Here is a 21686-nt window from a genome sequence, read left to right on the forward strand (position 1 = left end):
CGCCTCGACGGTGGCGCGCGCCCGGTGCGCCCTGTCCGTGGGGCGCGGGCTTCGTTAGCGTCGGAATGCGGTGCGTGGTGCGGTCGGTGCGGTACGGGTGGAGGTGAGCGGGCGGTGACGGTGGGCCGATGGCGAGCGCTGCGCTGGATACCCGCCGTGCTGGTCGGGCTGGTGTGGTGGTGGGGAGTGCTGCGGCTGGCCTTCGCGCCGGACGCGGGAGCGTTCGAGGGGGCGGTCGCCGCGGGGGGCTGGGGGCTGAGTCTGCTGCCGGTGCACGCGTTGCCCAAGTCGAAGGCGGCCGGCGTCGCGGGAATGCCGGGGCGTCATGGTGCGCGCAAGGTGCGGGTGCGGGCGCTGCGGGCGGGGCAGGAGACCGCGGGCGGGGTGTGGGGGTTCGTCACCAGGGCATGGCGACGCCTCCGTTCGGGCGGAGGATCTGGCCGGTCGTGAAGGACGCGGCGTCCGAGGCGAGGTGCAGCACCGCGTGCGCGATCTCGTCGGGCTCGCCGACCCGGCCGAGCGGGGTCATACGCGTCATCAGGGCCTCGGTGTGCTCTTGGGCGCGCTCGTCGTGTCGGGTCGTCATCGGGGTGCGGATCCAGCCGGGGGCGACCGCGTTGACCCGGATGCCGTGCGGGCCGACCTCTGTGGCGAGCGTCTTGGTCAGCTGGACGACGGCCGCCTTCGCGACGCCGTAGCAGAGCAGGCCCGGGCCGCCGGTGTCGACGGCCCCCGACGCCATCGTGACGATGCTGCCGCGGGTGCCGTTCGCGATCATCGTGCGGGCCGCTTCCTGGCAGGCGTACAGGATGCCCTTGAAGTTGATGGCGAAGACGCGGTCGAGGTCTTCGTCGCGGGTCTCCAGGACGGGGCTCGAGTGCATGACCCCGGCGATCGCGGCCATGATGTCGAGACCGCCGCCGCTGCCGTCGCCGCCGGGGCGGGCCGCCGTGGCGATCGCCTCGGTGAGCTGTCCGCGGTCGCTGACGTCGAGCGGGTACGGGTGCGCGGTGCCGCCGTCCTGCTTGATGAGGTCGGCCGTCTCGTGCAGGCCCTGCTCGTCGCGGTCCGCGCAGTGCACGGTGGCTCCCGCGTGGGCGAGCAGGACGGCCGAGGCGCGGCCGATGCCGCTCGCCGCGCCGGTGACGAACGCGGTGCGTCCGGTGAGGTCGTACGCCGTGACAGGCATGAAGCGACCGTACGAGCATTTCTGACGGGTCGTCAATTGTTGTGCGTGCTCGGAAATGCGGGACGGCGGGTGTGGCGCAGGGGCTACGGTGTCGGGCCCTGCTGGCAGACGGGGCACCAGTAGGTGGGGCGTTCCCGGGATCCGTCGCCCTGGTTCGCCTTGCGGATCGGGGTCCGGCAGCGCAGGCAGGGGCGCGGGGCGCGACCGTAGACGTAGAGGTGCTCGCCGGGGTGGCTGCTGCCGGTGGTGATGCGGGTCGGGCGGTCGCGGTTGGCCTCGAGGAGCTTCTTGGCGAGGAGGGGGAGGCGGGTGGTGGCCGCGTCCGGCAGTTCGCCGACCGGGAGCCAGGGGGTGACGCGCAGGAGGAAGCAGAGCTCGGACTTGTAGACGTTGCCGATGCCGGCCAGATTGCGCTGGTCGAGGAGGGCTTCGCCGAGCGGGCGGGCCGGGTCCGCGAGCAGATTGCGCAGGGCCGTGTCGGGGTCCCAGTCCGGGCCGAGCAGGTCGGGGCCGAGGTGGCCGACGGCCTTGGACTCCTCGGCCGTGCGCAGGAGTTCGACGACGGGGAGGCGGTAGCCGACCGCCGTGCGCGTCTCGTTGCCGAGGATGGCGCGGATCTGGTGGGCGGGGCCGCCGCGCCAGCGCTCGCCCGGCGCGTAGATCTTCCAGGAGCCGTCCATGCGCAGGTGCGAGTGGAGGGTGAGGCCGCCCTCGATGCGGGTCAGCAGGTGCTTGCCGCGCGCGGTGACGTCCAGGACGTCGCGGCCGGTCAGGTCGGCCGTGGCGAATCGGGGGACGCGCAGGTCGGAGCGGGTGAGCACCTGGCCCGCGAGGGCGGTGTGCAGCCGTTTCGCGGCTTGCAGGACGGTGTCTCCTTCGGGCATGGGTTCAGCGTAGGCGGGGGGCGGGTGGGGTGGCATGCCGTGGTGGGGGTGGGGGGGGTGGGCGCGGGCCGAGCGGGGCTGTGTGGGGCGGGGCGCAGGAGGATCGGGTGGGCAGTCTCAGGGCAGTGGGGTTCGGGCGGGCAGATTCAGGGGGCTTCGGCGGGTGGCCGGTGCCTCTGCGGGGCTGGGTGGGTCATGCGCGCAGTCTCAGGCCGCGGGGCGTCGCGTGGAAGCCTGAGCCCTCCAGGAGGGAGGAGTACGGGGAGGTGAGCGCCGCCGTGCCGTTGATCCGCTCGACCGTGATCGTGCCGAGCGCGCCGGAGCCGGCCGCGTCGGCGAGTGCCTGGGCCGCGACGGGCAGCCGGGGGTCGTCGGCCAGCTCGGCGGGGGTGGGGGCCGCGGCGTCCGCCGTGGGTGTGCCGTCGGAGGCCGGCCAGGACAGCAGGGTCTTGCCGCCGCGCTCCATGTAGAGCGTCAGCTCGCCGTCGACGAGGACCACGAGGGAGCCCGCCTTGCGGCCCGGCTTGTGGCCCGCGCCGGTGGGGGGTTCCGGCCAGGACAGGGCCGCCCCGTACGCGTTCGCCGGGTCGGCCGCCGCCAGGACGAGCGCGCGGGGCCCGCCGCTCTTCGGGGCGGGCGTGTCGGCCGGGGCCCAGGGGTCCGGCGGGGCCGTGCCGCGCTCCCGTGCCGTCGCCGCCGCGCGCAGGCGGTCCACGGCGCCGTCCATGGCGAACTGGGCGGCGCCGAGTCCTTCCACGACATAGCCGCGCCGGGCCTGCCCGCTCTCCTCGAAGACGGACAGCACCCGGTACGTCGCGGAGAAGCCGCCCTCGACGCCCTCGGCGGCCACGGCGCCGCGGGTCACCACGCCGTGCCGGTCGAGGAGGGTGCGGGCCAGGGCGTGGGCGCGCAGCGTCGGGTCGGGCTCCTGGGCGGGCAGCAGGGACCAGCGGCCCGCGACCGTGGGCGGGCCGGTGCGCGAGGTCGCGCGGGCGGCCCCTGTGAGGCTTCCGTAGCGGCCGCGCGGGACGGCTCTGCGGGCCCGGTGGGCGGTGGATCCGGCGGTGCGCCCGGAGCCCAGGACGGCCCGCATCGGCGCCAGCGTGTCGTTCGTGAGCCGGCCCGACCAGGCCAGCTCCCACAGGGCGTCGGCCAGCTGGGGATCGGTGGCCTCCGGGTGGGTGGTGGCGCGGACCTGGTCGGCGATCTGCCGGAAGAACAGGCCGTAGCCGCCCGCGAGGGCGTCCAGGACCGACTGGTGGAGCGCCGTCGGCTCCAGGGGGTGCGGGGGCGGCAGCAGGAGCGGCGCGCTGTCCGCCAGGTAGAGGCTGACCCAGCCGTCCTTGCCCGGCAGCGAACCCGCTCCGGCCCACACCACCTCGCCGGACGCCATGAGTTCGTCCAGCATCGCCGGTGCGTAGCCGGAGACGCGGGAGGGCAGCACCAGCTTCTCCAGTGCGGAGGCGGGCACCGAGGCGCCCTGAAGCTGCTCGACGGCGCGGACCAGGCCGTCGATCCCGCGCAGGCCGTGGCCGCCCAAGTGCTGCCACTGGGGCAGGAACTGGGCCAGCGCGGCCGGCGGCACCGGCTCCAGCTCGTGCCGGAGCGCGGCCAGGGAGCGGCGGCGCAGGCGGCGCAGCACGGTGGCGTCGCACCACTCCTGGCCGATGCCCGCCGGATGGAACTCGCCCTGCACGACCCGGCCGTTCGCCGCGAGACGCTGCAGGGCGCCCTCGGTGACCGCGGTGCCCAGGCCGAAGCGGGTGGCCGCCTGCGCCGAGGTGAACGGGCCGTGCGTGCGGGCGAAGCGGGCCAGGAGGTCGCCCAGGGGGTCCTTCACCGGCTCCGTGAACGCCTCGGGCACACCCACGGGCAGTGCGGTGCCCAGGGCGTCGCGCAGCCGGCCGGCGTCCTCGATCGCCGCCCAGTGATCGGTACCGGCGACGCGGACGCGGATGGCGCGGCGCGCGGCGGCCAGCTCCTCGGCCCAGCCCGGCTCCGCGCCGCGCTCGGTCAACTCGGCGTCGGTGAGCGGGCCGAGGAGCCGCAGCAGATCCGCGACGCCCTCGGCGCTCTTGACGCGGCGGTCCTCGGTGCGCCACTGAAGTTCCTGCTCCAGCTCGGCCAGGACGTCCGCGTCGAGCAGCTCGCGCAGCTCGGCCTGGCCCAGCAGCTCGGCCAAAAGGTGCGAGTCCAGGGACAGCGCGGCCGCGCGGCGCTCGGCGAGCGGGGAGTCGCCCTCATACAGGAACTGCGCCACGTAGCCGAAGAGCAGCGAGCGGGCGAAGGGGGAGGCCTCCGGGGTGGTGACCTCGACGAGGCGCACCTTGCGGGACTCGATGTCGCCCATCAGCTCGGCGAGCCCGGGCACGTCGAAGACGTCCTGGAGGCATTCGCGCACCGCCTCCAGGACGATCGGGAACGAGCCGAACTCGCTGGCCACCTCGAGCAGCTGGGAGGCCCGCTGACGCTGCTGCCACAGCGGGGTGCGCTTGCCGGGATTGCGCTTGGGGAGCAGCAGCGCGCGGGCCGCGCACTCGCGGAACCGGGAGGCGAACAGGGCCGAGCCGCCGACCTGATCGGTGACGATCTGGTCGACCTCGCCCTTGTCGAAGGCGACGTCCGCCGCGCCGATGGGGGCCTGCTCGGCGTCGTACTCCAGGCCCGGCTTGGCGGGCTCCTGGTCGAGGAGGTCCAGGCCCATCAGGTCCGCGTCCGGCAGGCGCAGCACGATGCCGTCGTCGGCGTGCATGACCTGCGCGTCCATGCCGTACTTCTCGCTGAGCCGGGCGCCCAGGGCGAGGGCCCAGGGCGCGTGCACCTGGGCGCCGAAGGGGGAGTGGACGACGACCCGCCAGTCGCCCAGCTCGTCGCGGAAACGCTCGACCACGATGGTGCGGTCGTCCGGGATGTGGCCGCACGCCTCGCGCTGCTCGGCCAGATACGCCAGCACGTTGTCCGTGGCCCAGGTGTCCAGGCCCGCCGAGGTGAGGCGCACGCGCGCGTCGTCGGGCTTCTGGGAGCCGATCTCACGGAGGAACGCGCCCACCGCGCGCCCCAGTTCGAGCGGGCGGCCCAGCTGGTCGCCCTTCCAGAAGGGGAGCCGGCCGGGGACTCCGGGGGCGGGGGAGACCAGGACGCGGTCGCGCGTGATGTCCTCGATGCGCCAGGAGCTGGTGCCGAGTGTGAAGACGTCGCCGACCCGGGACTCGTAGACCATCTCCTCGTCCAGCTCGCCGACGCGGCCGCCGCCCTTCTTGGGGTCGGCTCCGGCGAGGAAGACTCCGAAGAGGCCCCGGTCGGGGATCGTGCCGCCGGAGGTGACGGCCAGCCGCTGCGCCCCGGGACGGCCGGTGACGGTCCCGGCGACGCGGTCCCAGACGACGCGCGGCCGCAGCTCGGCGAAGGCGTCGGACGGATAGCGGCCCGCCAGCATGTCGAGGACACCGGTGAACGCCGACTCGGGGAGCGAGGCGAAGGGCGCCGCCCCGCGGACCAGGGTGAGGAGGTCGTCGACCTGCCAACTGTCGAGGGCGGTGATCGCGACCAGCTGCTGGGCGAGCACGTCCAGGGGGTTGGCCGGGACGCGGAGCGACTCGATGGAGCCGGTCCGCATGCGCTCGGTCACCACGGCCGACTGCACCAGGTCGCCCCGGTACTTGGGGAAGACGACGCCCGTGGAGACCGCGCCCACCTGGTGGCCCGCACGGCCGACCCGCTGCAGACCGGAGGCCACGGAGGGCGGCGACTCGACCTGGACGACCAGGTCCACGGCGCCCATGTCGATGCCCAGCTCCAGGCTGGAGGTGGCCACGACCGCGGGCAGCCGCCCCGCCTTCAGGTCCTCCTCGACCTGGGCGCGCTGCTCCTTGGAGACCGAGCCGTGGTGGGCGCGCGCGATGACCGGGGGAGCGCCGGTCGCCGCGCCGGAGCCGCCCATCAGCTCGGCGGGCGAGTGGTCCTCGGGGAGGGCCTCGCCGGTGGCGCGCTCGTACGCGATCTCGTTCAGCCTGTTGCACAGGCGCTCCGCGAGGCGGCGGGAGTTCGCGAACACGATCGTCGAGCGGTGGGCCTCGATGAGGTCCGTGATCCGCTCCTCCACCGAGGGCCAGATCGACGGACGCTCGGCGCCCTGGTCGGAGTCGGCCACCGGGGAGCCGCCCAGCTCGCCCAGGTCCTCGACGGGAACGACCACCGACAGGTCGAACTCCTTGCCCGACGGCGGCTGGACGATCTCCACCCGGCGCTGCGGCGACAGGTAGCGCGCCACCTCGTCCACCGGGCGGACCGTCGCCGACAGGCCGATGCGGCGGGCCGGGCGGGGCAGCAGCTGGTCCAGACGCTCCAGGGAGAGCGCCAGATGGGCGCCGCGCTTGGTGCCGGCCACCGCGTGCACCTCGTCCAGGATCACCGTCTCGATGCCGGTCAGCGCGTCACGCGTGGCCGACGTCAGCATCAGGAACAGCGACTCGGGCGTCGTGATCAGGATGTCCGGGGGCCGGGTGGCCAGGGCGCGGCGCTCGGCGGGCGGGGTGTCGCCGGAGCGGATGCCGACCTTCACCTCGGGCTCCGGCAGACCGAGCCGCACCGACTCCTGCCGGATGCCGGTGAGCGGGCTGCGCAGATTGCGCTCCACGTCGACCGCCAGGGCCTTCAGCGGCGACACGTACAGGACCCGGCAGCGCTTCTTGGGGTCGGCGGGCGGCGGGGTGGAGGCCAGCTGGTCCAGGGCCGCCAGGAACGCGGCCAGGGTCTTGCCCGACCCGGTCGGCGCGACCACCAGCACGTCCGAGCCCTCGCCGATCGCCCGCCACGCCCCGGCCTGGGCGGACGTGGGCGCGGAGAAGGCTCCCGTGAACCAACCGCGGGTCGCGGGGGAGAACCCGTCAAGGGCGCCGAGTGCGCTGGGGGCGCCGGTCGCCCCCTCATTGGACCTGACCATGGCTCCATCCTGCACCCGACCACTGACAACCGCCGTGACCAGCGCAAACGGGTGGTTCGTCGCGGCGGGCCCGGCGCACAATGGGAGCATGGCGGGCAAGGGCGAATGGGCACGGCACTGGCGGTACGAACACCTGCCGGGTCTCGATCTGCTGCGCGCCCGCTATCTGCGCCACACCTTTCCGCGCCACAGCCACGACGGCTATGTCCTCGGCGCCGTCACGAGCGGCGTCGAGGAGGTGGGCATGCCCGACGGCACCCTGCTCGCCGGACCCGGCAGCGTCGTCATGATCAATCCGGAGGTGGCGCACACCGCGCAGGCGGGCGGCCCCGACGGCTGGTCGTACTCCACGCTCTACCCGTCGGCGCGGGTCGTCGCCGAGATCGCGGCCGAGATCGGCACGGTCCGCGGCACCCCGGCCTTCGGGGAGTCCATCGTCATCGACCCGCAGACCGCACGCATGATCAGCGACGTGCACCGGGCCGCCGAGCAGGGCAACGCGCTGGCCGCCGACAGCCTCCTGCGCGTCGTGCTCGCCCGGCTCCTGCGCGACCACGGCACGGCTCTCGCGCAGCGCCCCCGCAGGACCGCCGGGCTCGGGGCCGCGACACGCGCGCGTGAGTCCCTCGAGGAGCGCATGGCCGATCCGCCGTCCCTGGAAACGCTCGCCTCCGAACTGGGCACCAGCCCCTTCGCGCTGCTGCGGGCCTTCCGCGACGCCTACGGGATGCCGCCGCACACCTGGCTCACCAGCGCGCGCGTACGGGCCGCCCGACGCCTCCTGGAGGCGGGCGCGGCCCCGGCCGAGGCCGCCGTCTCCGTCGGCTTCACCGACCAGCCGCACCTGAACCGGCACTTCACCCGGATCGTCGGCGTGCCGCCCGGGGCGTACCAGCGGGAGCGCAAGAACGTACAAGACCGCGACGGACACCTGCTCGTACCGTCCGAGGCGTGGCAGAACAGACAACACCCACGGACATACGCACAGCCGTACGCGCAGCAGGAAGGGCGCCTGAAGCGGCCCCCGGACACCACGGAGAGCACGCCGGAACGGACGGAAAACCGACCGCTGCCGTCGTCCGGGACGCGCTCGGCGTCGGCATCGCCGTCGGACTGTCGGGATTCGCCTTCGGGGTGACCTCGGCGGGCAGCGGCCTCAGCGTGCTGCAGAGCTGCGCGCTCAGCCTCCTCGTCTTCACCGGTGCCTCGCAGTTCGCGCTGGTCGGCGCGCTCGCGGCCGGCGGCAACCCGTTCACGGCCGCCGCGGGAGCCTTCTTCCTGGGGGTGCGCAACGCCTTCTACGGGCTGCGTCTGTCGCAGCTGCTCGCGCTCCCGCGCGCGGTGCGGCCGTTCGCCGCGCACTGGGTCATCGACGAGACGTCGGCCGTCTCGCTCGCCCAGCCCGACCGGCGCAGCGTGCGCCTGGGATTCACCGTCACCGGGCTGAGCCTGTACGTGCTGTGGAACCTGACCACGCTGGTCGGCGCCCTCGGCGCCGAGGCCATCGGCGACACCGACGCCTGGGGGATCGACGCGGCCGGACCCGCGGTGTTCCTCGCGCTGCTGGCACCGATGCTGAGGACCACCACGGAGCGTGCCGTGGCGGGTCTCGCCGTCCTCCTGATGCTCGGGCTGCTCCCCGTGCTGCCCGCCGGAGTGCCCGTACTCGTCGCCGCGCTCGCCGCGCCGGCCGTGCTCTACGTAGAGGGACGCCGTCGGGGCGGGGTCACGAACACGCCGCAAGGAGAGAACCGTTGACCATCTGGATCGCCATCGGCGTCACCGCGGTGGGGTGCTACGCCGTCAAGCTCATCGGTCTGCTCGTGCCCGCGGGGGCGCTGGAACGGCCCGTGGTGAAACGGCTGGCGGCGCTGCTGCCGGTCGCGCTGCTCGCCGCGCTCACCGCCCAGCAGACGTTCGCCGACGGCCGCGCGCTCGTCCTCGACGCCAAGGCCGCGGGACTTGCCGCGGCCGCCGTGGCCCTGCTGCTGCGCGCGCCCTTCCTGGTGATCGTCGCCGCCGCCGTGGCGGTCACCGCGGGCGTGCGGGCGCTCACCGGGTAAGCGGGCCCGCGCCGCGAACGGGAGGCGAACGCGCCGGTTAATGTGGCGCGTCACGACGACCTGTCCCGCAGCGCCCCAGGGAGGAACCGTGCCGCTGTCGCCGGAGGCCCGCTCCCTCGCCGCGCGCTGCGCACCGCACGTCAACGAACTGGCCCGGCGCATGGCCCGCGAGTCCTTCGAGGAACTGCCCGGCTACGCGCAACTGCCCGACGACGTGAAGGACCTGGAGATCGCGGCGACCGCACGCCACGGCGTACGGCGGTTCCTGAAGCACGTGAACGGGCCGGACCCCGACGTGCCGGGCCGGTCGGAGCGGTCCGGGGACCACCGGCTGTTCCGCGAGCGGGCCGCTCAGCGCGCCGAGGAGGGCATGCCGCTGCACCTCCTGCTGCGCACCCACGCCCTCGGCGTCTACGCCCTGTGGCAGGCGCTGCGCGACGTGGCGCGGCCGGGCGAGGAGGCGGCCCTCGTCGAGCTGGTCGACGTCCTGCTGGAGAGCCACCCCGGCATCGTCGGCGCGGTCGCCGAGACGTACCTCGACGAACGCTCCGCCCTGGAGGCCGAACAACGCGCACAGCAACGGTCGTTGGTCCGCGCCCTGCTCGACGGGATGGTGCCGCCCGGGCATGTGCTCCTCGACCAGCTCCGGCTCGAGGGGCCCGCCCTGGTCCTGGCGCTCGGCGTGGACACCCCGCCCGTGGAGGGGCCCGTGGCGGTGCGGCGCCGGCTGCGGCGGGTGCAGACCGTCCTGGACCAGGCCTTCGGAGTGGAGGCGCTCGCGCTGCTGGACGGCGACGGGGGCCGTGTCGTCGTGCCCAGGGACGCCGTGCCGCCCGAGGACCTGCCCCGGCGTCTGAGCAGGGCCAGCGGTCTGCGGATGCGGGTGGCCGCGGTGCGGGTGGACGGGCCCGAGCAGATCACCGGCGCGGCACGCACCGCGACGGAGATCCTGCGCATCACGCGCGTGTGCGGCCTGCCACCGGGGCTGCACCGGCTCGACGACGTCCTGCTCGAGTTCCACCTGTCGCGGCCCGACGAGAGCAGCCCCCGCATTGCCGCGCTCCTGGACCCGGTGGCCGAGCGGCCCGAACTCCTGCGGACGCTGCGAACGCACCTGGCCCACCGGCAGGACCGGCGGGCCACCGCCGACGCGCTCGGGCTGCACCCCAACACCGTCGACAACCGGCTGGCGAAGATCGCCGAACTGACCGGGATCGACCTGTCGTCGCCACGCGGCACCGCCCTCGTGATCGCCGCTCTTCTGCTGCGCGACTCCGAAGGCTGACCACGGCGCCGACGGGAACGCGGGCCGGGCCGCTACAAGGGCCGGCCGTAGGCGCGCAGGGTGCGCAGGGCCTCGATCGTCACCATGGGACGCGCCTCCAGGGCCGTTCCCGGCGCCCACTGCCGCCAGTTGACCGGCCAGCCGCCGTCCTCCTGCTGCTCGCTCCCCAGATGGTCGAGCGCGCGGGCCATCTCCTCCTCGGTGAACCAGGAGCGCGCCAGCGACTCGGGCGCCTTCGCGTAGTCGTACGGGTAGTGATGCTCGCCCGGCGCGTACCCGGGGGCCACCGGGTAGTCGCCCACGCGCTCCGGATCGAGCACCACGAGCCGCTGCTCACGTACGAGACGGCCGAGCCGGTCTGCCGCCGTCCGCGCGCGCGAGCGGTCCGGCACACCGTCGAGGAAGGCGATCGCCGCGTGGATCTCGTACGGGTGCGAGACCTTCAGCGACTCCACGGCCGACCAGCAGAAGTCGGTGGCGCGGAACAGCCAGGCGTGCCAGACCTCGTTGCGGTGCAGCAGACCGACCACCGGACCGGTGGCGAGCAGATCGCTCGGGGGGTCGTCGACCAGGGGCACGAACGGGGCGCAGGGGTAGCCGCGTTGGCTGGGATGCACTGCCGGAAGGGCCCCTTCCGGTGTGGAGACCGTCGTGAGATAGCGGCACACGCGTTCCACCCGCTGCCCCGAACAGCGTCCTACGGAGTCCAGCACGCGCAGCGCGTGACCGGTGTGCAGGGGCTGGCTGACGGGGCCGCGCAGATCCGGTTCGAGAGCGTGCCCGTACCCGTCGTCCTCGTTGCGGTACGCGGCCAGGGCGGTCTCCACGGCGTCGGCGGCGGCGGCCGAGCCCGTCAGGAAGTGATAGGCGAACCGGCGCTGCTCCAGGACGCGCGCGGTCAGCCAGATGAAGTGCTCGGCACGGGAGAGCGGGGTGTGGGGCGACGGCGATGAGGGGAGTGGGGATGCTCCGGTTTCGGCCATGCACCGACCGTAGGACGGAAAGCGTTCTCAACAAGACTCCCCGGAAACGTCTGCACTCTCAGGGGCGGGATACTGGAGTCATGCGGTTGACGGTCTTCTGGCAGCGGATGGCGGATCACTTCGGATCCGGGTACTCCGACACCTTCGCGCGCGACCACGTGATGGCGGGTCTCGGCGGGCACACGGTCCACGAGGCGCTGGACGCCGGCTGGGACGCGAAGGACGTCTGGCATGTGGTGTGCACCACGATGGACGTGCCTCAGGAGAAGCGCTGATCCGCTGAGGCCTGCCGCGGGCCCCTGAGAGGCCCCGAGCGGCCCGGATTCCCGACGCGTGGCACAGATTGTCCGTGGCGTGGGTGAGACTGGGCAGCGTGGCAGCGACAGACGAGAACCTCCAGGTGAAGACCGACGCCGCACCGCCCGGCACGACACCGCCCGAGCCGCCCTCGGGTCCGGTCGCTGCCGCGCGCGCGGGGATGCCGCGCTGGCTGCCGCGCGCCATGGTGCTCGCCCTGGCCCTCATCGCCTGTTTCCAGCTGGGCAGCTGGGCCTTCCACCAGGTCACCGGCCTGTTGATCAACGTACTGATCGCGTTCTTCCTGGCGCTCGCCATCGAGCCCGCGGTGAGCTGGATGGCGGCGCGCGGTCTGCGCCGTGGCCTGGCCACCGGTCTCGTCTTCCTCGGCGTGATGATCGCGACCGCCGGTTTCGTCTTCCTGCTCAGCTCGATGCTGGCCGGCCAGGTCGTCGACATGGTCGAGGACTTCCCGAAGTATCTCGACCAGCTCATCAGCTGGGTCAACACGACGTTCCACACGGACCTGAGCCGGGTCGAGGTCCAGGACAGCCTGCTGCACTCGGACTGGCTTCAGAAGTACGTGCAGAACAGCGCGACCGGCGTCCTGGACGTGTCCGGGCAGGTGCTCGGCGCGCTGTTCCAGCTGCTGACGATCACCCTGTTCTCGTTCTACTTCGCCGCCGACGGCCCGCGCCTGCGCCGTGCGCTGTGCTCGGTGCTGCCGCCCGCCAAGCAGGCCGAAGTGGTGCGCGCGTGGGAGATCGCCGTCGACAAGACGGGTGGCTATCTGTACTCGCGCGGCCTGATGGCGCTCATCTCCGGGATCGCGCACTACATCCTGCTGCAGGCGCTTGGAGTGCCGTACGCGCCCGTGCTCGCCGTGTGGGTCGGGCTCGTCTCGCAGTTCATCCCGACGATCGGCACCTATCTGGCGGGCGCGCTGCCGATGCTGATCGCCTTCACGGTGGACCCCTGGTACGCCCTGTGGGTGCTCATCTTCGTGGTGGTCTACCAGCAGTTCGAGAACTACATGCTGCAGCCGAAGCTGACCGCGAAGACGGTGGACATCCACCCCGCGGTCGCCTTCGGGTCGGTCATCGCGGGCACCGCGCTGCTCGGCGCCGTCGGGGCGCTCATCGCGATCCCCGCCGTCGCCACGCTGCAGGCGTTCCTGGGGGCGTACGTGAAGCGGTACGACGTGACGGACGACCCGCGCGCGCGGGGGCCGCGAAGGCGCGGGGGAGCGCCGTTGCTCGCGCGCATGCGGCGTGCCCTGAGGGGGCCGAACCATCCGGACGCCGAGTCCGCGGCCGACGCCGAGGCCCGGGAGGCCGGGGCCACGTGAGCGGGCCCCGCGCCGGGCGGGCCGGTCAGTAGGTGACGGCGGCCCGAGCGCCTGCCGCGACGACCGCCACCGCGTAGGTGGCCACCGCGCCGTACATGACCCGTTCCTTGGTGCGGTCCCGCCATGCCGTACGCGACATCAGCCGGGCCAGGACCGGCAGGACGAGCACGGCGTGCAGGCTGACCCCGTGCAGCGGCTTGAGCGCGGCCGTCGAGTGGTAGGCCGCCTCCTGATGTCCGCTCCGGGTCAGCGCCACACCCCGCGCGATCATGGCCGCGCCCGAGGCGAGAGCCACCAGGAGGACGGCGAAGCCGGCGCGCACGGCGAGCGGCATGCCCGTGCAGCCGCTCGGACGGCTGCGGAAGGAGAGGACGGCGAAGACCGTCAGGAGCACCACCAGGACACCGCCTCCCACGGCGAGCGACAGGGAGACGGCGGTGTCGAAGGCGGTCTCCATGTCGAGGTGCGACGGAACCTTGCGCCACGCCTGGAGGGTGATGCCGCCGACCTCCAGGACGCAGTCCGCGGCGAACACCACGAGCAGGGCGCTCCGCAGCCGGGCGCCGACGCGCAGATACGACGTCACCCAGGTGAGGGCCATCAGGGTCACGCCGAAGGAGAGCCCGAAGGTGACGGGCTTGCGCCAGGAGACGGGACCGTCCCAGGGGCCGCCGTCGACCGCGAACACGACGAGATGGACGAGCCCCGACGCGACGAGGGCGACGCCGGTCGTGTGACAGAGCCGCTCGGCCGGGGTGCATCGGCGCTCCACGGGGCAGGGGTGGGAGAGGTCCATGCGGACAAGGCTCGTCACACGGGTCCGCGCGGGCGTCGTCCGGCCGGAGGCATCCGGCGTACGCCGCGGGGAGTACCCGGGGCGATGGGTCGAGGCGGGGGCGGGACTTGCTCCTGTGCCGCGTGGTGCGCTTGACACCAAAATCGAACATCCTTTCTTATGGAAGGTCCAGGGACTCCTCTTGCCAGTAGTCCCAAGGGATTCGGAGAGAGTCGCCGGGCGAAGAGCCTCGAGTTATCCACAGGCGGACGGGCGTCGAGGCCGATTGTCAGTGGCAGGCGTTAGCGTCTTTGACGTGAAGCGATCGACTCAAGCAAACCGGGTGGAACCCATGGCAGGAACCGACCGCGAGAAGGCGCTCGACGCCGCGCTCGCACAGATTGAACGGCAATTCGGCAAGGGCGCGGTCATGCGCATGGGCGAGCGGCCGAACGAGCCCATCGAGGTGATCTCCACCGGCTCGACGGCCCTCGACATCGCGCTCGGTGTCGGCGGCATCCCGCGCGGCCGCGTGGTGGAGGTGTACGGCCCGGAGTCGTCCGGTAAGACGACCCTGACCCTGCACGCCGTCGCCAATGCCCAGAAGGCGGGCGGCGCGGTGGCCTTCGTGGACGCCGAGCACGCCCTCGACCCCGAGTACGCCAAGAAGCTCGGCGTCGACATCGACAACCTGATCCTGTCCCAGCCGGACAACGGCGAGCAGGCTCTGGAGATCGTCGACATGCTGGTCCGCTCCGGCGCCCTCGACCTGATCGTCATCGACTCCGTCGCCGCGCTCGTCCCGCGCGCGGAGATCGAGGGCGAGATGGGCGACTCGCACGTGGGTCTGCAGGCCCGTCTGATGAGCCAGGCGCTCCGGAAGATCACCAGCGCGCTCAACCAGTCGAAGACCACCGCGATCTTCATCAACCAGCTCCGCGAGAAGATCGGCGTGATGTTCGGCTCGCCGGAGACCACGACCGGTGGCCGCGCGCTGAAGTTCTACGCCTCGGTGCGCATGGACATCCGCCGCATCGAGACCCTGAAGGACGGCACGGACGCGGTGGGCAACCGCACCCGCGTCAAGGTCGTCAAGAACAAGGTCGCGCCGCCCTTCAAGCAGGCCGAGTTCGACATCCTCTACGGCCAGGGCATCTCCCGCGAGGGCGGCCTGATCGACATGGGCGTGGAGCACGGCTTCGTCCGCAAGGCCGGCGCCTGGTACACGTACGAGGGCGACCAGCTCGGCCAGGGCAAGGAGAACGCGCGCAACTTCCTGAAGGACAACCCCGACCTGGCCAACGAGATCGAGCGGAAGATCAAGGAGAAGCTGGGCGTCGGCGTCAAGAAGGTGGAGGAGCCGGCCGCCGAGCCGGGCGAGGAAGCGGCGGCCGCCCCCGTCGAGGACGCGAAGACCGTCCCCGCTCCCAAGGCCGCCAAGTCCAAGGCCGCGGCGGCCAAGAGCTAGTCCGTGACACGACGAACCGACTGGGCCGAGTACGACGCCCTCCCCACCCCCGATCGGGGACGTGCGGGTGCGGGGGCGTACGACGATGCCGTGGACGGGGAGGCTGGTCACGACGTCGAAGCGGGGGACGGAGCGGTGGACGGGCCGCGCCGTGGTGGACGTTCGCGCGGCGGGGCCGGACCGCGCGGGCGTCGGCGCAGAGGCGGATTCGGGGATCCGTCCGGCGCCGCAGGGGACGACGGTCCCCCCGACTCGTCGAGGGCCGAGCGGGGGGAGCCGTCGGGGGACCCGGCGGAGCGGGCGCGGAACATCTGCCTGCGTCTGCTCACCGGGACCCCGCGCACGCGCAAGCAGCTCGCCGACGCACTGCGCAAGCGCGAGATCCCGGACGACGTGGCCGAGGAGGTGCTGTCCCGGTTCGAGGAGGTCGGACTGATCAACGACAGCGCCTTCGCCGATGCCTGGGTCGAGTCCCGGCACCACGGGCGGGGCCTGGCGCGCCGGGCGCTCGCGCGGGAGCTCCGCACCAAGGGAGTGGACTCCACGGTGATCGACGAAGCGGTGGGGCAGCTCGACTCCGACCAGGAGGAGGAGACGGCGCGCGACCTCGTCGCCCGCAAGCTCCGCTCCACGCGCGGCCTCGACCGTGACAAGCGGCTGCGCCGGCTCGCGGGGATGCTCGCGCGCAAGGGCTACCCCGAGGGCATGGCGCTCCGGGTGGTCCGGCAGGCGCTGGAGGAAGAGGGGGAGGAGACCGAGGACCTGGGGTTCGCGGAGTAGCGGAGCAGCAGTGGTCCGAGCGGCGGACGGGTGGGGTTTACCCCACCCCGAGACGCCTGGCCGCCGCAGTGTGCGAGGTATCCGGTACGGGCCATCGTGGGCGCATGACGTTGAAGCCACGCACGGTCCGCCGGGGGACGCCATGATGCTGCGCTACGCACTGCAGACCGTGCGAGACCGGAAGGGCGGGTTCCTGGGGGCCTTTCTCGCCCTGATGTGCGCCGCCGCCCTCGTCACCGCCTGCGGCACCCTGCTGGAGACGGGCCTGCGCGGCACGGTGCGCACCGAGCGCTACGGGGCCGCTCCCGTGCTGGTCTCCGCCGATCAGAGCGTGCACCGGACCACCGTCAAGCACAAGAAGGGCAAGACGAAGGTCAAGCACAAGGCCAAGCCCCTCGCCGAGCGGGCCTGGCTGTCCCGGGACCTCGTCCGGAAGGTGCGGGCGGTGCCCGGCGTGCGGCGGGCCGTGCCCGAACTCACCTTCCTCGCCGAGCCGTTGGCGGCGGGCGCCACCGATCCCGACCGGCCCGCGCACGGCCACGCCTGGGACTCCGCCGCCCTGACCCCCTACACGCTGGCCGCCGGCACCGCGCCCCGGTCCGGCGGCGACATCGTGGTGGACCGCGGTCTCGCGGACCGCGCCCGTCTCACGGTCGGCGGCCGGCTCACCGTGCAGTCCACCCAGGACCCTCGTACGTACCGGGTGACAGGGATCGCCGAACCCGCCCCCGGCGCCACCGTCACCCGCCAGACCTCGCTGTTCTTCTCCACCGCCGAGGCCGAGCGGCTCGCCGCGCATCCCGGCCGGGTGACGGCGATCGGTGTCGTGCCCGAACAGGGCCGGGACGTCGGCGCGTTGAAGAAGTCCGTCGCCGAGGCGCTCGAAGGGACGACGGCGCGGGTCACCGCCGGTGAGGAGCGCGGACCCGTCGAGTTCCTGGACGCGGCCGCCGCGCGCGTGAAGCTGGTCAGCATGGGCGGAGCCATGGGCGGCACCTCCCTGCTCGTCGCCGTGCTCGTCGTCGTCGGCACCTTCGCCCTGTCCGTGCAGCAGCGCCATCGCGAACTGGCCCTGCTGCGCGCCATCGCCGCCACCCCGAAGCAGATCCGCCGACTGCTCGGATGCGAGGCGCTGGTCGTCGGCGCCGCCGCCGGGACCGTCGGCTCCCTCGCCGGGCTGCCGCTCGGCGGATGGCTGTACGGGCGCTTCGTCGAGCTCGGGTCCGTACCGCCCACGCTGGAGCGCACCGTCGGCTTCTTCCCGGTCGCCGCCGGGCTCGCCGCGACCCTTGTCGGCGCCTGGGTCGCCACCCGCGTCGCCGCCCGGCGCATCGGCCGGATCAGGCCCGCAGCCGCACTCTCCGAAGCGAGCGCCGCACCGGTGCGGCCCACCGTGCTCCGGACCGTCGCCGGGCTCGTCGCCCTGGCCGGCGGCACCGTGCTCGTCGTCGTCCTGGCCGGGCTGCGCACCGAGGCCGCCTCGACCCCCGTGACGTTCCTGTCCGTCGTCGTGCTCGCCGTGGCCGTCGCGCTGCTCGGCCCGCTGCTGGTCAGGGCGACCACCGCCGTCCTGGGACGGCCGCTGCGGAGCCTCGGTCCCACGGCCCGGCTCGCCACGGCGAACCTGAAGGGTCACGCGGCACGGATGGCCGCCGTCGTCACCCCGCTCACCCTCCTCACCGGCATGACCTGCACCGTCCTGTTCGTCCAGCCCACCCTGGGCGACGCCGCCCGGGCCCAGGCACGGGCAGGAGTCCGCGCCGACTCGGTGGTCACCGCGCAGGGCCCCGGCGTCCCGGCGGCGGCCGTGCGCGAGCTGCGCCGGGAGCGCGGGACCACCGCCACCGAGGTCGTCCGCTCCACCGTCCGGGTCGGCCTCGACAAGTACCCGGCACAGGGCGTCACCCCGGACGGCCTCACCCGGACCTGGGACCCGGACGTCACCGCGGGATCACTGGAGCGCTTCGGGGCGGGATCGGTCGCCGTCAGTGAACTCGCCGCCGATCAGCGGCATCTGAGGCCCGGCAGCACCCTGAAACTGACGCTCGGGGACGGCACACCCGTCACCCTGACCGTCGCCGCCGTCTACGCGCGGGGCCTCGGCTTCGGCGATCTGACCGTCGCCCACGATCTGCTCTCGCGCCACGTCGACAATCCGCTCGCCTCCTCCGTGCTCGTCTCCACCACCCGCTCACAGGAACAACTCGCGGCCACCCTGGATGAGTTCCCGGGCGTCCGCGTCCTCTCGCCGAGCGCGGCCGACGGGCTCCGGGCCGAGCGGCAGCAGGCCGACGCCGAGGTCAACATCATCGCGATGGCCCTGGTCCTCGCCTTCACCGCCATCGCCGTCGTCAACACCCTCGCGATGTCGGTGTCCGAGCGGATCCGTGAGTTCGCCCTGCTCCGGCTCGCCGGTGCGACCCGGCGCCAGGTGCTGCGCATGCTGCGGATCGAGGCGCTGACCGTCGTCCTCATGGGAGTGGGCCTCGGCAGCGGGATCGCCGCCGCCGTGCTCAGCGCCTTCAGCCTCGGCATGACCGGCACGGCGGCCCCGGCCGTCCTGCCCCTGACGTACGTCACCGTGGTCGCGACCGCCGCCGTCCTCGCGCTCACGGCGACGGCACTGCCGGGCCGGGCGGCCCTGCGCGTCCGGCCGGTGACCGTGGCGACGGCGAAGGAGTGACCCCGGCACCGTCGCCCCGGTCGCGCGGTGAGCGGCGTCAGCCCGCGGACACCGGAAGCCCCGCCGCGCGCCACGCCTGGAACCCGCCCACCAGGTCCGTCGCCCGGTGCAGCCCCAACTGCCGCAGGGAGGCGGCCGCGAGGCTCGACGCGTAACCCTCGTTGCAGACCACCACGACCCGCAGGTCGTGGCCGGTCGCCTCGGGGGCGCGGTGGCTGCCCTGCGGATCGAGGCGCCACTCCAGCTCGTTGCGCTCGACCACGAGGGCCCCGGGAATCAGTCCGTCGCGCTCGCGCAGGGCCGCGTACCGGATGTCGACGAGCAGTGCCTCGCCCGCCGTGGCCGCCGTGTACGCCTCCCGTGCCTCGACCCGGTCGAGGCCGGACCGTACGCGTTCGAGGAGTTCGTCGATGCCCACCGGGCGGTCCGCGGTGCTCACTGCCAGTCCTCCGGGCGCTCCACCGACTCCAGGCGCAGCAGCGGGCCGGTGCGGCTGTAGCGCCGGATCTGCGGGAGCGGGGGGTAGTAGGCGTGCACCGAGACGGCGTGCTCGGTGAGGGACTCGTTCAGGACCTCGTGGACGTGGTGGCGGCCGAAGCCGCGGCCCTGGCCCGTGCGCAACCGCCGTTCCCTGTCGACGCCTTCGGACAGTTCCAGGGTCTTCCAGCCGTCGGTGGGCAGCCGGGCGGCGAGCGAGTTCTCCTTCAGCGTGCCGGCCGCGGTCAGGAAGGCGCCGACCGAATCGGCGTGGTCGTGCCAGCCGGTGCCGGTCCCGGGCGGCCAGCCGATCAGCCAGGCCTCACTGCCGCCGGGACCCTCGAGCCGCACCCACGTACGGCCTTCCGGATCGAGCGGCAGGGAGGCGATGAGATCCAGGTCCGCCGCGGTGCGGCGGACGAAGTCGAAGAGATCGGCCTGGGTGGGCGCCGCGGCCGAGGGCGCGGCGGAAGCGGCGGGTACGGACGCGGGAGCAGAGAGGGGCGCAGACATGGAAACCGTCCTGGGTTCGCGAAGACCGCGCGCCACCGGCCCGGCGGACGGCCGGGAGACGGTGGGGCGCGAAGAGGAAGAAGGCGAATTCAGCAGGACGGGCGACACACGCAGCCCGCGTAGCGGACGAGGTCCATATGGACCCTCCGCCACAGGCGCACATTCGTGTCGATCGTCGTCACGTTCCGGAGTACACCATGGCGGTAGGGGCCGGTCAACTCTTGTTCACGGGGCGCGCGAAGCTCACTACGCGCCGCTGACCTCCGACGAGGCCGTCGCGGGCTCCGCCACCGACGGCTCCGGGCCGCCGAGCGCCGTGCGCGCCGCGTCGTACAGTTCCGCCGGGCGTACGCCGCTCAGCGCGGTGACGAGATGCCCGTCGGGCCGGATCAGCAGCACCGTGTGGGCGGGGGCGTCCGGATAACTCTCCGCGACGAGGAGTTCGGCCTCGTGCGGGAGCGCGGAGACGGCGGCCGCGAGCCGGGGCATGAGCCCCGCCGACATCCAGTGCTTGCGGTCCCACACGCCGGTGCCGGGCGCCACCAGGACCACGAGCAGCGGACCCAGGCCGAACCGGTCGCGCAGGTCGACGAACGAGCCGTCGGGCGCCGTCACCCGTACATCGGCCGCCGGGGCCCCGGGCGCCGTGCCCACGTCCACCTGCGACGCGGCGCGCGGTGGCGTGAGCGGGGAGTCGGCGTACGCCCCGGGCGCGCCCAGCGGGCCGTATCCCAGGTGACCGTCCGTGAGCAGCGCGTCGTGGCCGCGGGCGGATCCGGGCACGTACGACCGCAGTCCGCCGCCACCGCGCAGTATCGGCAGCGCCTGGTCGGCGGCGCGCAGCCGGCCCGCGACGGCGGCGCGGCGCTCCGTCTGGTAGCTGTCGAGGAGGGCGTCCGGGGTGGGGCGGCGGCCGTCGTGCCAGGCCAGGGCCAGTTTCCAGGCGAGGTTGTCGGCGTCGCGCAGGCCCTCGTCCAGGCCCTGGGTGCCGAGTGCGCCGAGGAGGTGCGCGGAGTCCCCGGCGAGGAAGGCGCGGCCCACGCGCCAGCGCCGGGCGAGGCGGTGGTGCACGGTGTGCACGCCCGTGTCGAGCAGCTCGTACGGGGGTGTGGAGCCGCCGCACCAGCCCGCGAGGGTCTCCCGGATGCGGGTCACCAGCACGTCGGGGGTGACCAGGTCGCTGCGCGGCGGGAGCAGCCAGTCCAGGCGCCAGACGCCGTCGGCCAGCGGGCGGCCGACGACCTCCGCGCCGGACGGCCCTGAGGTCCGCCACGGAGGGTTGCGATGGAGCAACGCCTGACCGGGCCAGGGAAGTTCCGTGCGCAGTGCGGCGACCGCGTGCCGTTCGACGGCCGTGCGGCCCGGAAAGCGGATGTCGAGGAGCTTGCGGACGGTCGAGCGGGGGCCGTCGCAGCCGACCAGGTAACTGCCGCGCCAGTAGGTGCCCTTGGGGCCGCGGGTGTGTGCCGTCAGCCCGCTCCCGTCCTCCTCGATCGAGTCGAGGCGGCTGTCGGCGGACAGCTTGACGAGCCGCTCGCGGGCGACGGCGGCGCGCAGGGCGCCGGTCAGATCGTGCTGGGCGATGTGCAGGGGGGCCGGCAGGGAGTCGTCAGGGTCACCGAAAGTGAGGACCCGCATCTCCTGCTTCCGGCGCAGTGAGCGCCAGCCGGTCCACCGGGATCCGAGCGCGTCGAAGGAGGCGCCGGACAGTCGCTCGGCGAGCGCGGCGGTGTCCTCGCGCAGGACGACCGTGCGGGCGGGGCGCGGCTCGTCCTTGCCGGGGCCCTCGTCGAGGACCACGGACGGTACGCCGTGGCGGGCGAGAGCGAGGGACAGCGTGAGACCCACCGGGCCCGCGCCGACGACGATCACCGGATCCACGGCGCGGCCCCTCCTGCCCCGTGCGGCGCCGCGCAGCAGGGCGCGGGCGAAGTACTGAACATACAGGAAGGGGCAGTTGGAGCGGGGTGCGCGTTCACAGAGCGTATGCAACCCATTG

Annotated in this window: 18 protein-coding genes and 1 pseudogene; 10 read left to right on the forward strand and 9 right to left on the reverse strand. The window is 73.6% G+C overall.

From position 1 onward, the window contains the following. Nucleotides 1-114: 114 nt before the first annotated feature. Nucleotides 115-450, forward strand: a complete 336-nt coding sequence (locus ABZ930_RS26885; protein ID WP_361552738.1) for a hypothetical protein — start codon at nt 115-117, stop codon at nt 448-450. On the opposite strand, the gene ABZ930_RS26890 is transcribed toward ABZ930_RS26885, so the two are convergent. From ABZ930_RS26890 to ABZ930_RS26900, 3 genes are all read right to left on the reverse strand, one after another. Further along, entirely contained in the window at nt 398-1189 is a 792-nt protein-coding gene (locus ABZ930_RS26890) for an SDR family NAD(P)-dependent oxidoreductase (RefSeq protein ID WP_361552741.1), read from the reverse strand. The genes ABZ930_RS26885 and ABZ930_RS26890 overlap by 53 nt on opposite strands. An 83-nt stretch (nt 1190-1272) precedes the next feature. Next, nucleotides 1273-2073: a DNA-formamidopyrimidine glycosylase family protein gene (locus tag ABZ930_RS26895; protein WP_361552744.1), complete on the reverse strand. Its 801-nt coding sequence runs from the start codon at nt 2071-2073 to the stop codon at nt 1273-1275. A 193-nt stretch (nt 2074-2266) separates the two neighbouring features. Then, a complete protein-coding gene (locus ABZ930_RS26900; protein WP_361552747.1) occupies nt 2267-7015 on the reverse strand; it encodes an ATP-dependent helicase in 4749 nt (1582 codons plus the stop codon). A gap of 88 nt (nt 7016-7103) precedes the next feature. On the opposite strand from ABZ930_RS26900, the pseudogene ABZ930_RS26905 reads away from it, so the two are divergent. The 4 genes and pseudogenes from ABZ930_RS26905 to ABZ930_RS26920 all read left to right on the forward strand — a co-directional run. Then, nucleotides 7104-7853: pseudogene (locus tag ABZ930_RS26905) on the forward strand (AraC family transcriptional regulator); the annotation flags it as partial. 113 nt (nt 7854-7966) lie between these two features. Next, nucleotides 7967-8773, forward strand: coding sequence for an AzlC family ABC transporter permease (locus tag ABZ930_RS26910; protein ID WP_361552750.1), 807 nt, complete (start codon nt 7967-7969; stop codon nt 8771-8773). Next, the gene (locus ABZ930_RS26915) at nt 8770-9078 is read left to right on the forward strand and encodes an AzlD domain-containing protein (protein WP_361552753.1); all 309 of its coding nucleotides are present in this window, start codon (nt 8770-8772) and stop codon (nt 9076-9078) included. The genes ABZ930_RS26910 and ABZ930_RS26915 overlap by 4 nt, the downstream gene beginning before the upstream one ends. An 88-nt stretch (nt 9079-9166) precedes the next feature. Next, nucleotides 9167-10363, forward strand: coding sequence for a helix-turn-helix domain-containing protein (locus ABZ930_RS26920; RefSeq protein ID WP_361552756.1), 1197 nt, complete (start codon nt 9167-9169; stop codon nt 10361-10363). A 32-nt stretch (nt 10364-10395) separates the two neighbouring features. On the opposite strand, the gene ABZ930_RS26925 is transcribed toward ABZ930_RS26920, so the two are convergent. Beyond that, the gene (locus ABZ930_RS26925) at nt 10396-11346 is read right to left on the reverse strand and encodes a hypothetical protein (protein ID WP_361552758.1); all 951 of its coding nucleotides are present in this window, start codon (nt 11344-11346) and stop codon (nt 10396-10398) included. Between the two features lie 80 nt (nt 11347-11426). Between ABZ930_RS26925 and ABZ930_RS26930 the strand changes: the two genes are divergently transcribed. Both ABZ930_RS26930 and ABZ930_RS26935 read left to right on the forward strand, forming a co-directional pair. Continuing rightward, a complete protein-coding gene (locus ABZ930_RS26930) occupies nt 11427-11621 on the forward strand; it encodes a DUF3046 domain-containing protein (protein ID WP_361552761.1) in 195 nt (64 codons plus the stop codon). 98 nt (nt 11622-11719) lie between these two features. Beyond that, nucleotides 11720-12991, forward strand: coding sequence for an AI-2E family transporter (locus tag ABZ930_RS26935; RefSeq protein WP_361552764.1), 1272 nt, complete (start codon nt 11720-11722; stop codon nt 12989-12991). 25 nt (nt 12992-13016) lie between these two features. Here ABZ930_RS26935 and ABZ930_RS26940 read toward each other — a convergent pair whose 3' ends face one another. Further along, the gene (locus ABZ930_RS26940) at nt 13017-13787 is read right to left on the reverse strand and encodes a hypothetical protein (protein WP_361552766.1); all 771 of its coding nucleotides are present in this window, start codon (nt 13785-13787) and stop codon (nt 13017-13019) included. 331 nt (nt 13788-14118) lie between these two features. On the opposite strand from ABZ930_RS26940, the gene recA reads away from it, so the two are divergent. The 3 genes from recA to ABZ930_RS26955 all read left to right on the forward strand — a co-directional run bounded on the left by recA (nt 14119) and on the right by ABZ930_RS26955 (nt 18697). Beyond that, entirely contained in the window at nt 14119-15234 is a 1116-nt protein-coding gene (recA, locus tag ABZ930_RS26945; protein ID WP_361552769.1) for a recombinase RecA, read from the forward strand. A gap of 3 nt (nt 15235-15237) precedes the next feature. Beyond that, a complete protein-coding gene (recX, locus tag ABZ930_RS26950; protein ID WP_361552772.1) occupies nt 15238-16014 on the forward strand; it encodes a recombination regulator RecX in 777 nt (258 codons plus the stop codon). 142 nt (nt 16015-16156) lie between these two features. Continuing rightward, nucleotides 16157-18697, forward strand: a complete 2541-nt coding sequence (locus ABZ930_RS26955) for an FtsX-like permease family protein (protein ID WP_361552775.1) — start codon at nt 16157-16159, stop codon at nt 18695-18697. A 37-nt stretch (nt 18698-18734) separates the two neighbouring features. Here ABZ930_RS26955 and ABZ930_RS26960 read toward each other — a convergent pair whose 3' ends face one another. From ABZ930_RS26960 to ABZ930_RS26975, 4 genes are all read right to left on the reverse strand, one after another. Beyond that, the gene (locus ABZ930_RS26960; RefSeq protein ID WP_361552778.1) at nt 18735-19136 is read right to left on the reverse strand and encodes a rhodanese-like domain-containing protein; all 402 of its coding nucleotides are present in this window, start codon (nt 19134-19136) and stop codon (nt 18735-18737) included. Beyond that, nucleotides 19133-19687: a cysteine dioxygenase gene (locus tag ABZ930_RS26965; RefSeq protein WP_361552780.1), complete on the reverse strand. Its 555-nt coding sequence runs from the start codon at nt 19685-19687 to the stop codon at nt 19133-19135. Before ABZ930_RS26965 ends, ABZ930_RS26960 begins: the two co-directional genes overlap by 4 nt. Nucleotides 19688-19776: 89 nt before the next feature. Then, the gene (locus ABZ930_RS26970; protein WP_361552783.1) at nt 19777-19869 is read right to left on the reverse strand and encodes a putative leader peptide; all 93 of its coding nucleotides are present in this window, start codon (nt 19867-19869) and stop codon (nt 19777-19779) included. A gap of 64 nt (nt 19870-19933) precedes the next feature. Then, the gene (locus tag ABZ930_RS26975; RefSeq protein ID WP_361552786.1) at nt 19934-21568 is read right to left on the reverse strand and encodes an FAD-dependent monooxygenase; all 1635 of its coding nucleotides are present in this window, start codon (nt 21566-21568) and stop codon (nt 19934-19936) included. Nucleotides 21569-21686: the final 118 nt, after the last annotated feature.

Source organism: Streptomyces sp. NPDC046716 (assembly GCF_040645755.1).
Lineage (GTDB): Bacteria > Actinomycetota > Actinomycetes > Streptomycetales > Streptomycetaceae > Streptomyces.

Excerpts from the sequence above, each read along its gene's own strand:
- ABZ930_RS26890 (WP_361552741.1), bottom strand. The coding sequence starts at position 1,189 with ATGCCTGTCACGGCGTACGACCTCACCGGACGCACCGCGTTCGTCACC.
- ABZ930_RS26930 (WP_361552761.1), top strand. The coding sequence starts at position 11,427 with ATGCGGTTGACGGTCTTCTGGCAGCGGATGGCGGATCACTTCGGATCC.
- ABZ930_RS26965 (WP_361552780.1), bottom strand. The coding sequence starts at position 19,687 with ATGTCTGCGCCCCTCTCTGCTCCCGCGTCCGTACCCGCCGCTTCCGCC.
- recA (WP_361552769.1), top strand. The coding sequence starts at position 14,119 with ATGGCAGGAACCGACCGCGAGAAGGCGCTCGACGCCGCGCTCGCACAG.
- ABZ930_RS26895 (WP_361552744.1), bottom strand. The coding sequence starts at position 2,073 with ATGCCCGAAGGAGACACCGTCCTGCAAGCCGCGAAACGGCTGCACACC.
- ABZ930_RS26955 (WP_361552775.1), top strand. The coding sequence starts at position 16,157 with ATGATGCTGCGCTACGCACTGCAGACCGTGCGAGACCGGAAGGGCGGG.
- ABZ930_RS26925 (WP_361552758.1), bottom strand. The coding sequence starts at position 11,346 with ATGGCCGAAACCGGAGCATCCCCACTCCCCTCATCGCCGTCGCCCCAC.
- ABZ930_RS26900 (WP_361552747.1), bottom strand. The coding sequence starts at position 7,015 with ATGGTCAGGTCCAATGAGGGGGCGACCGGCGCCCCCAGCGCACTCGGC.
- ABZ930_RS26940 (WP_361552766.1), bottom strand. The coding sequence starts at position 13,787 with ATGGACCTCTCCCACCCCTGCCCCGTGGAGCGCCGATGCACCCCGGCC.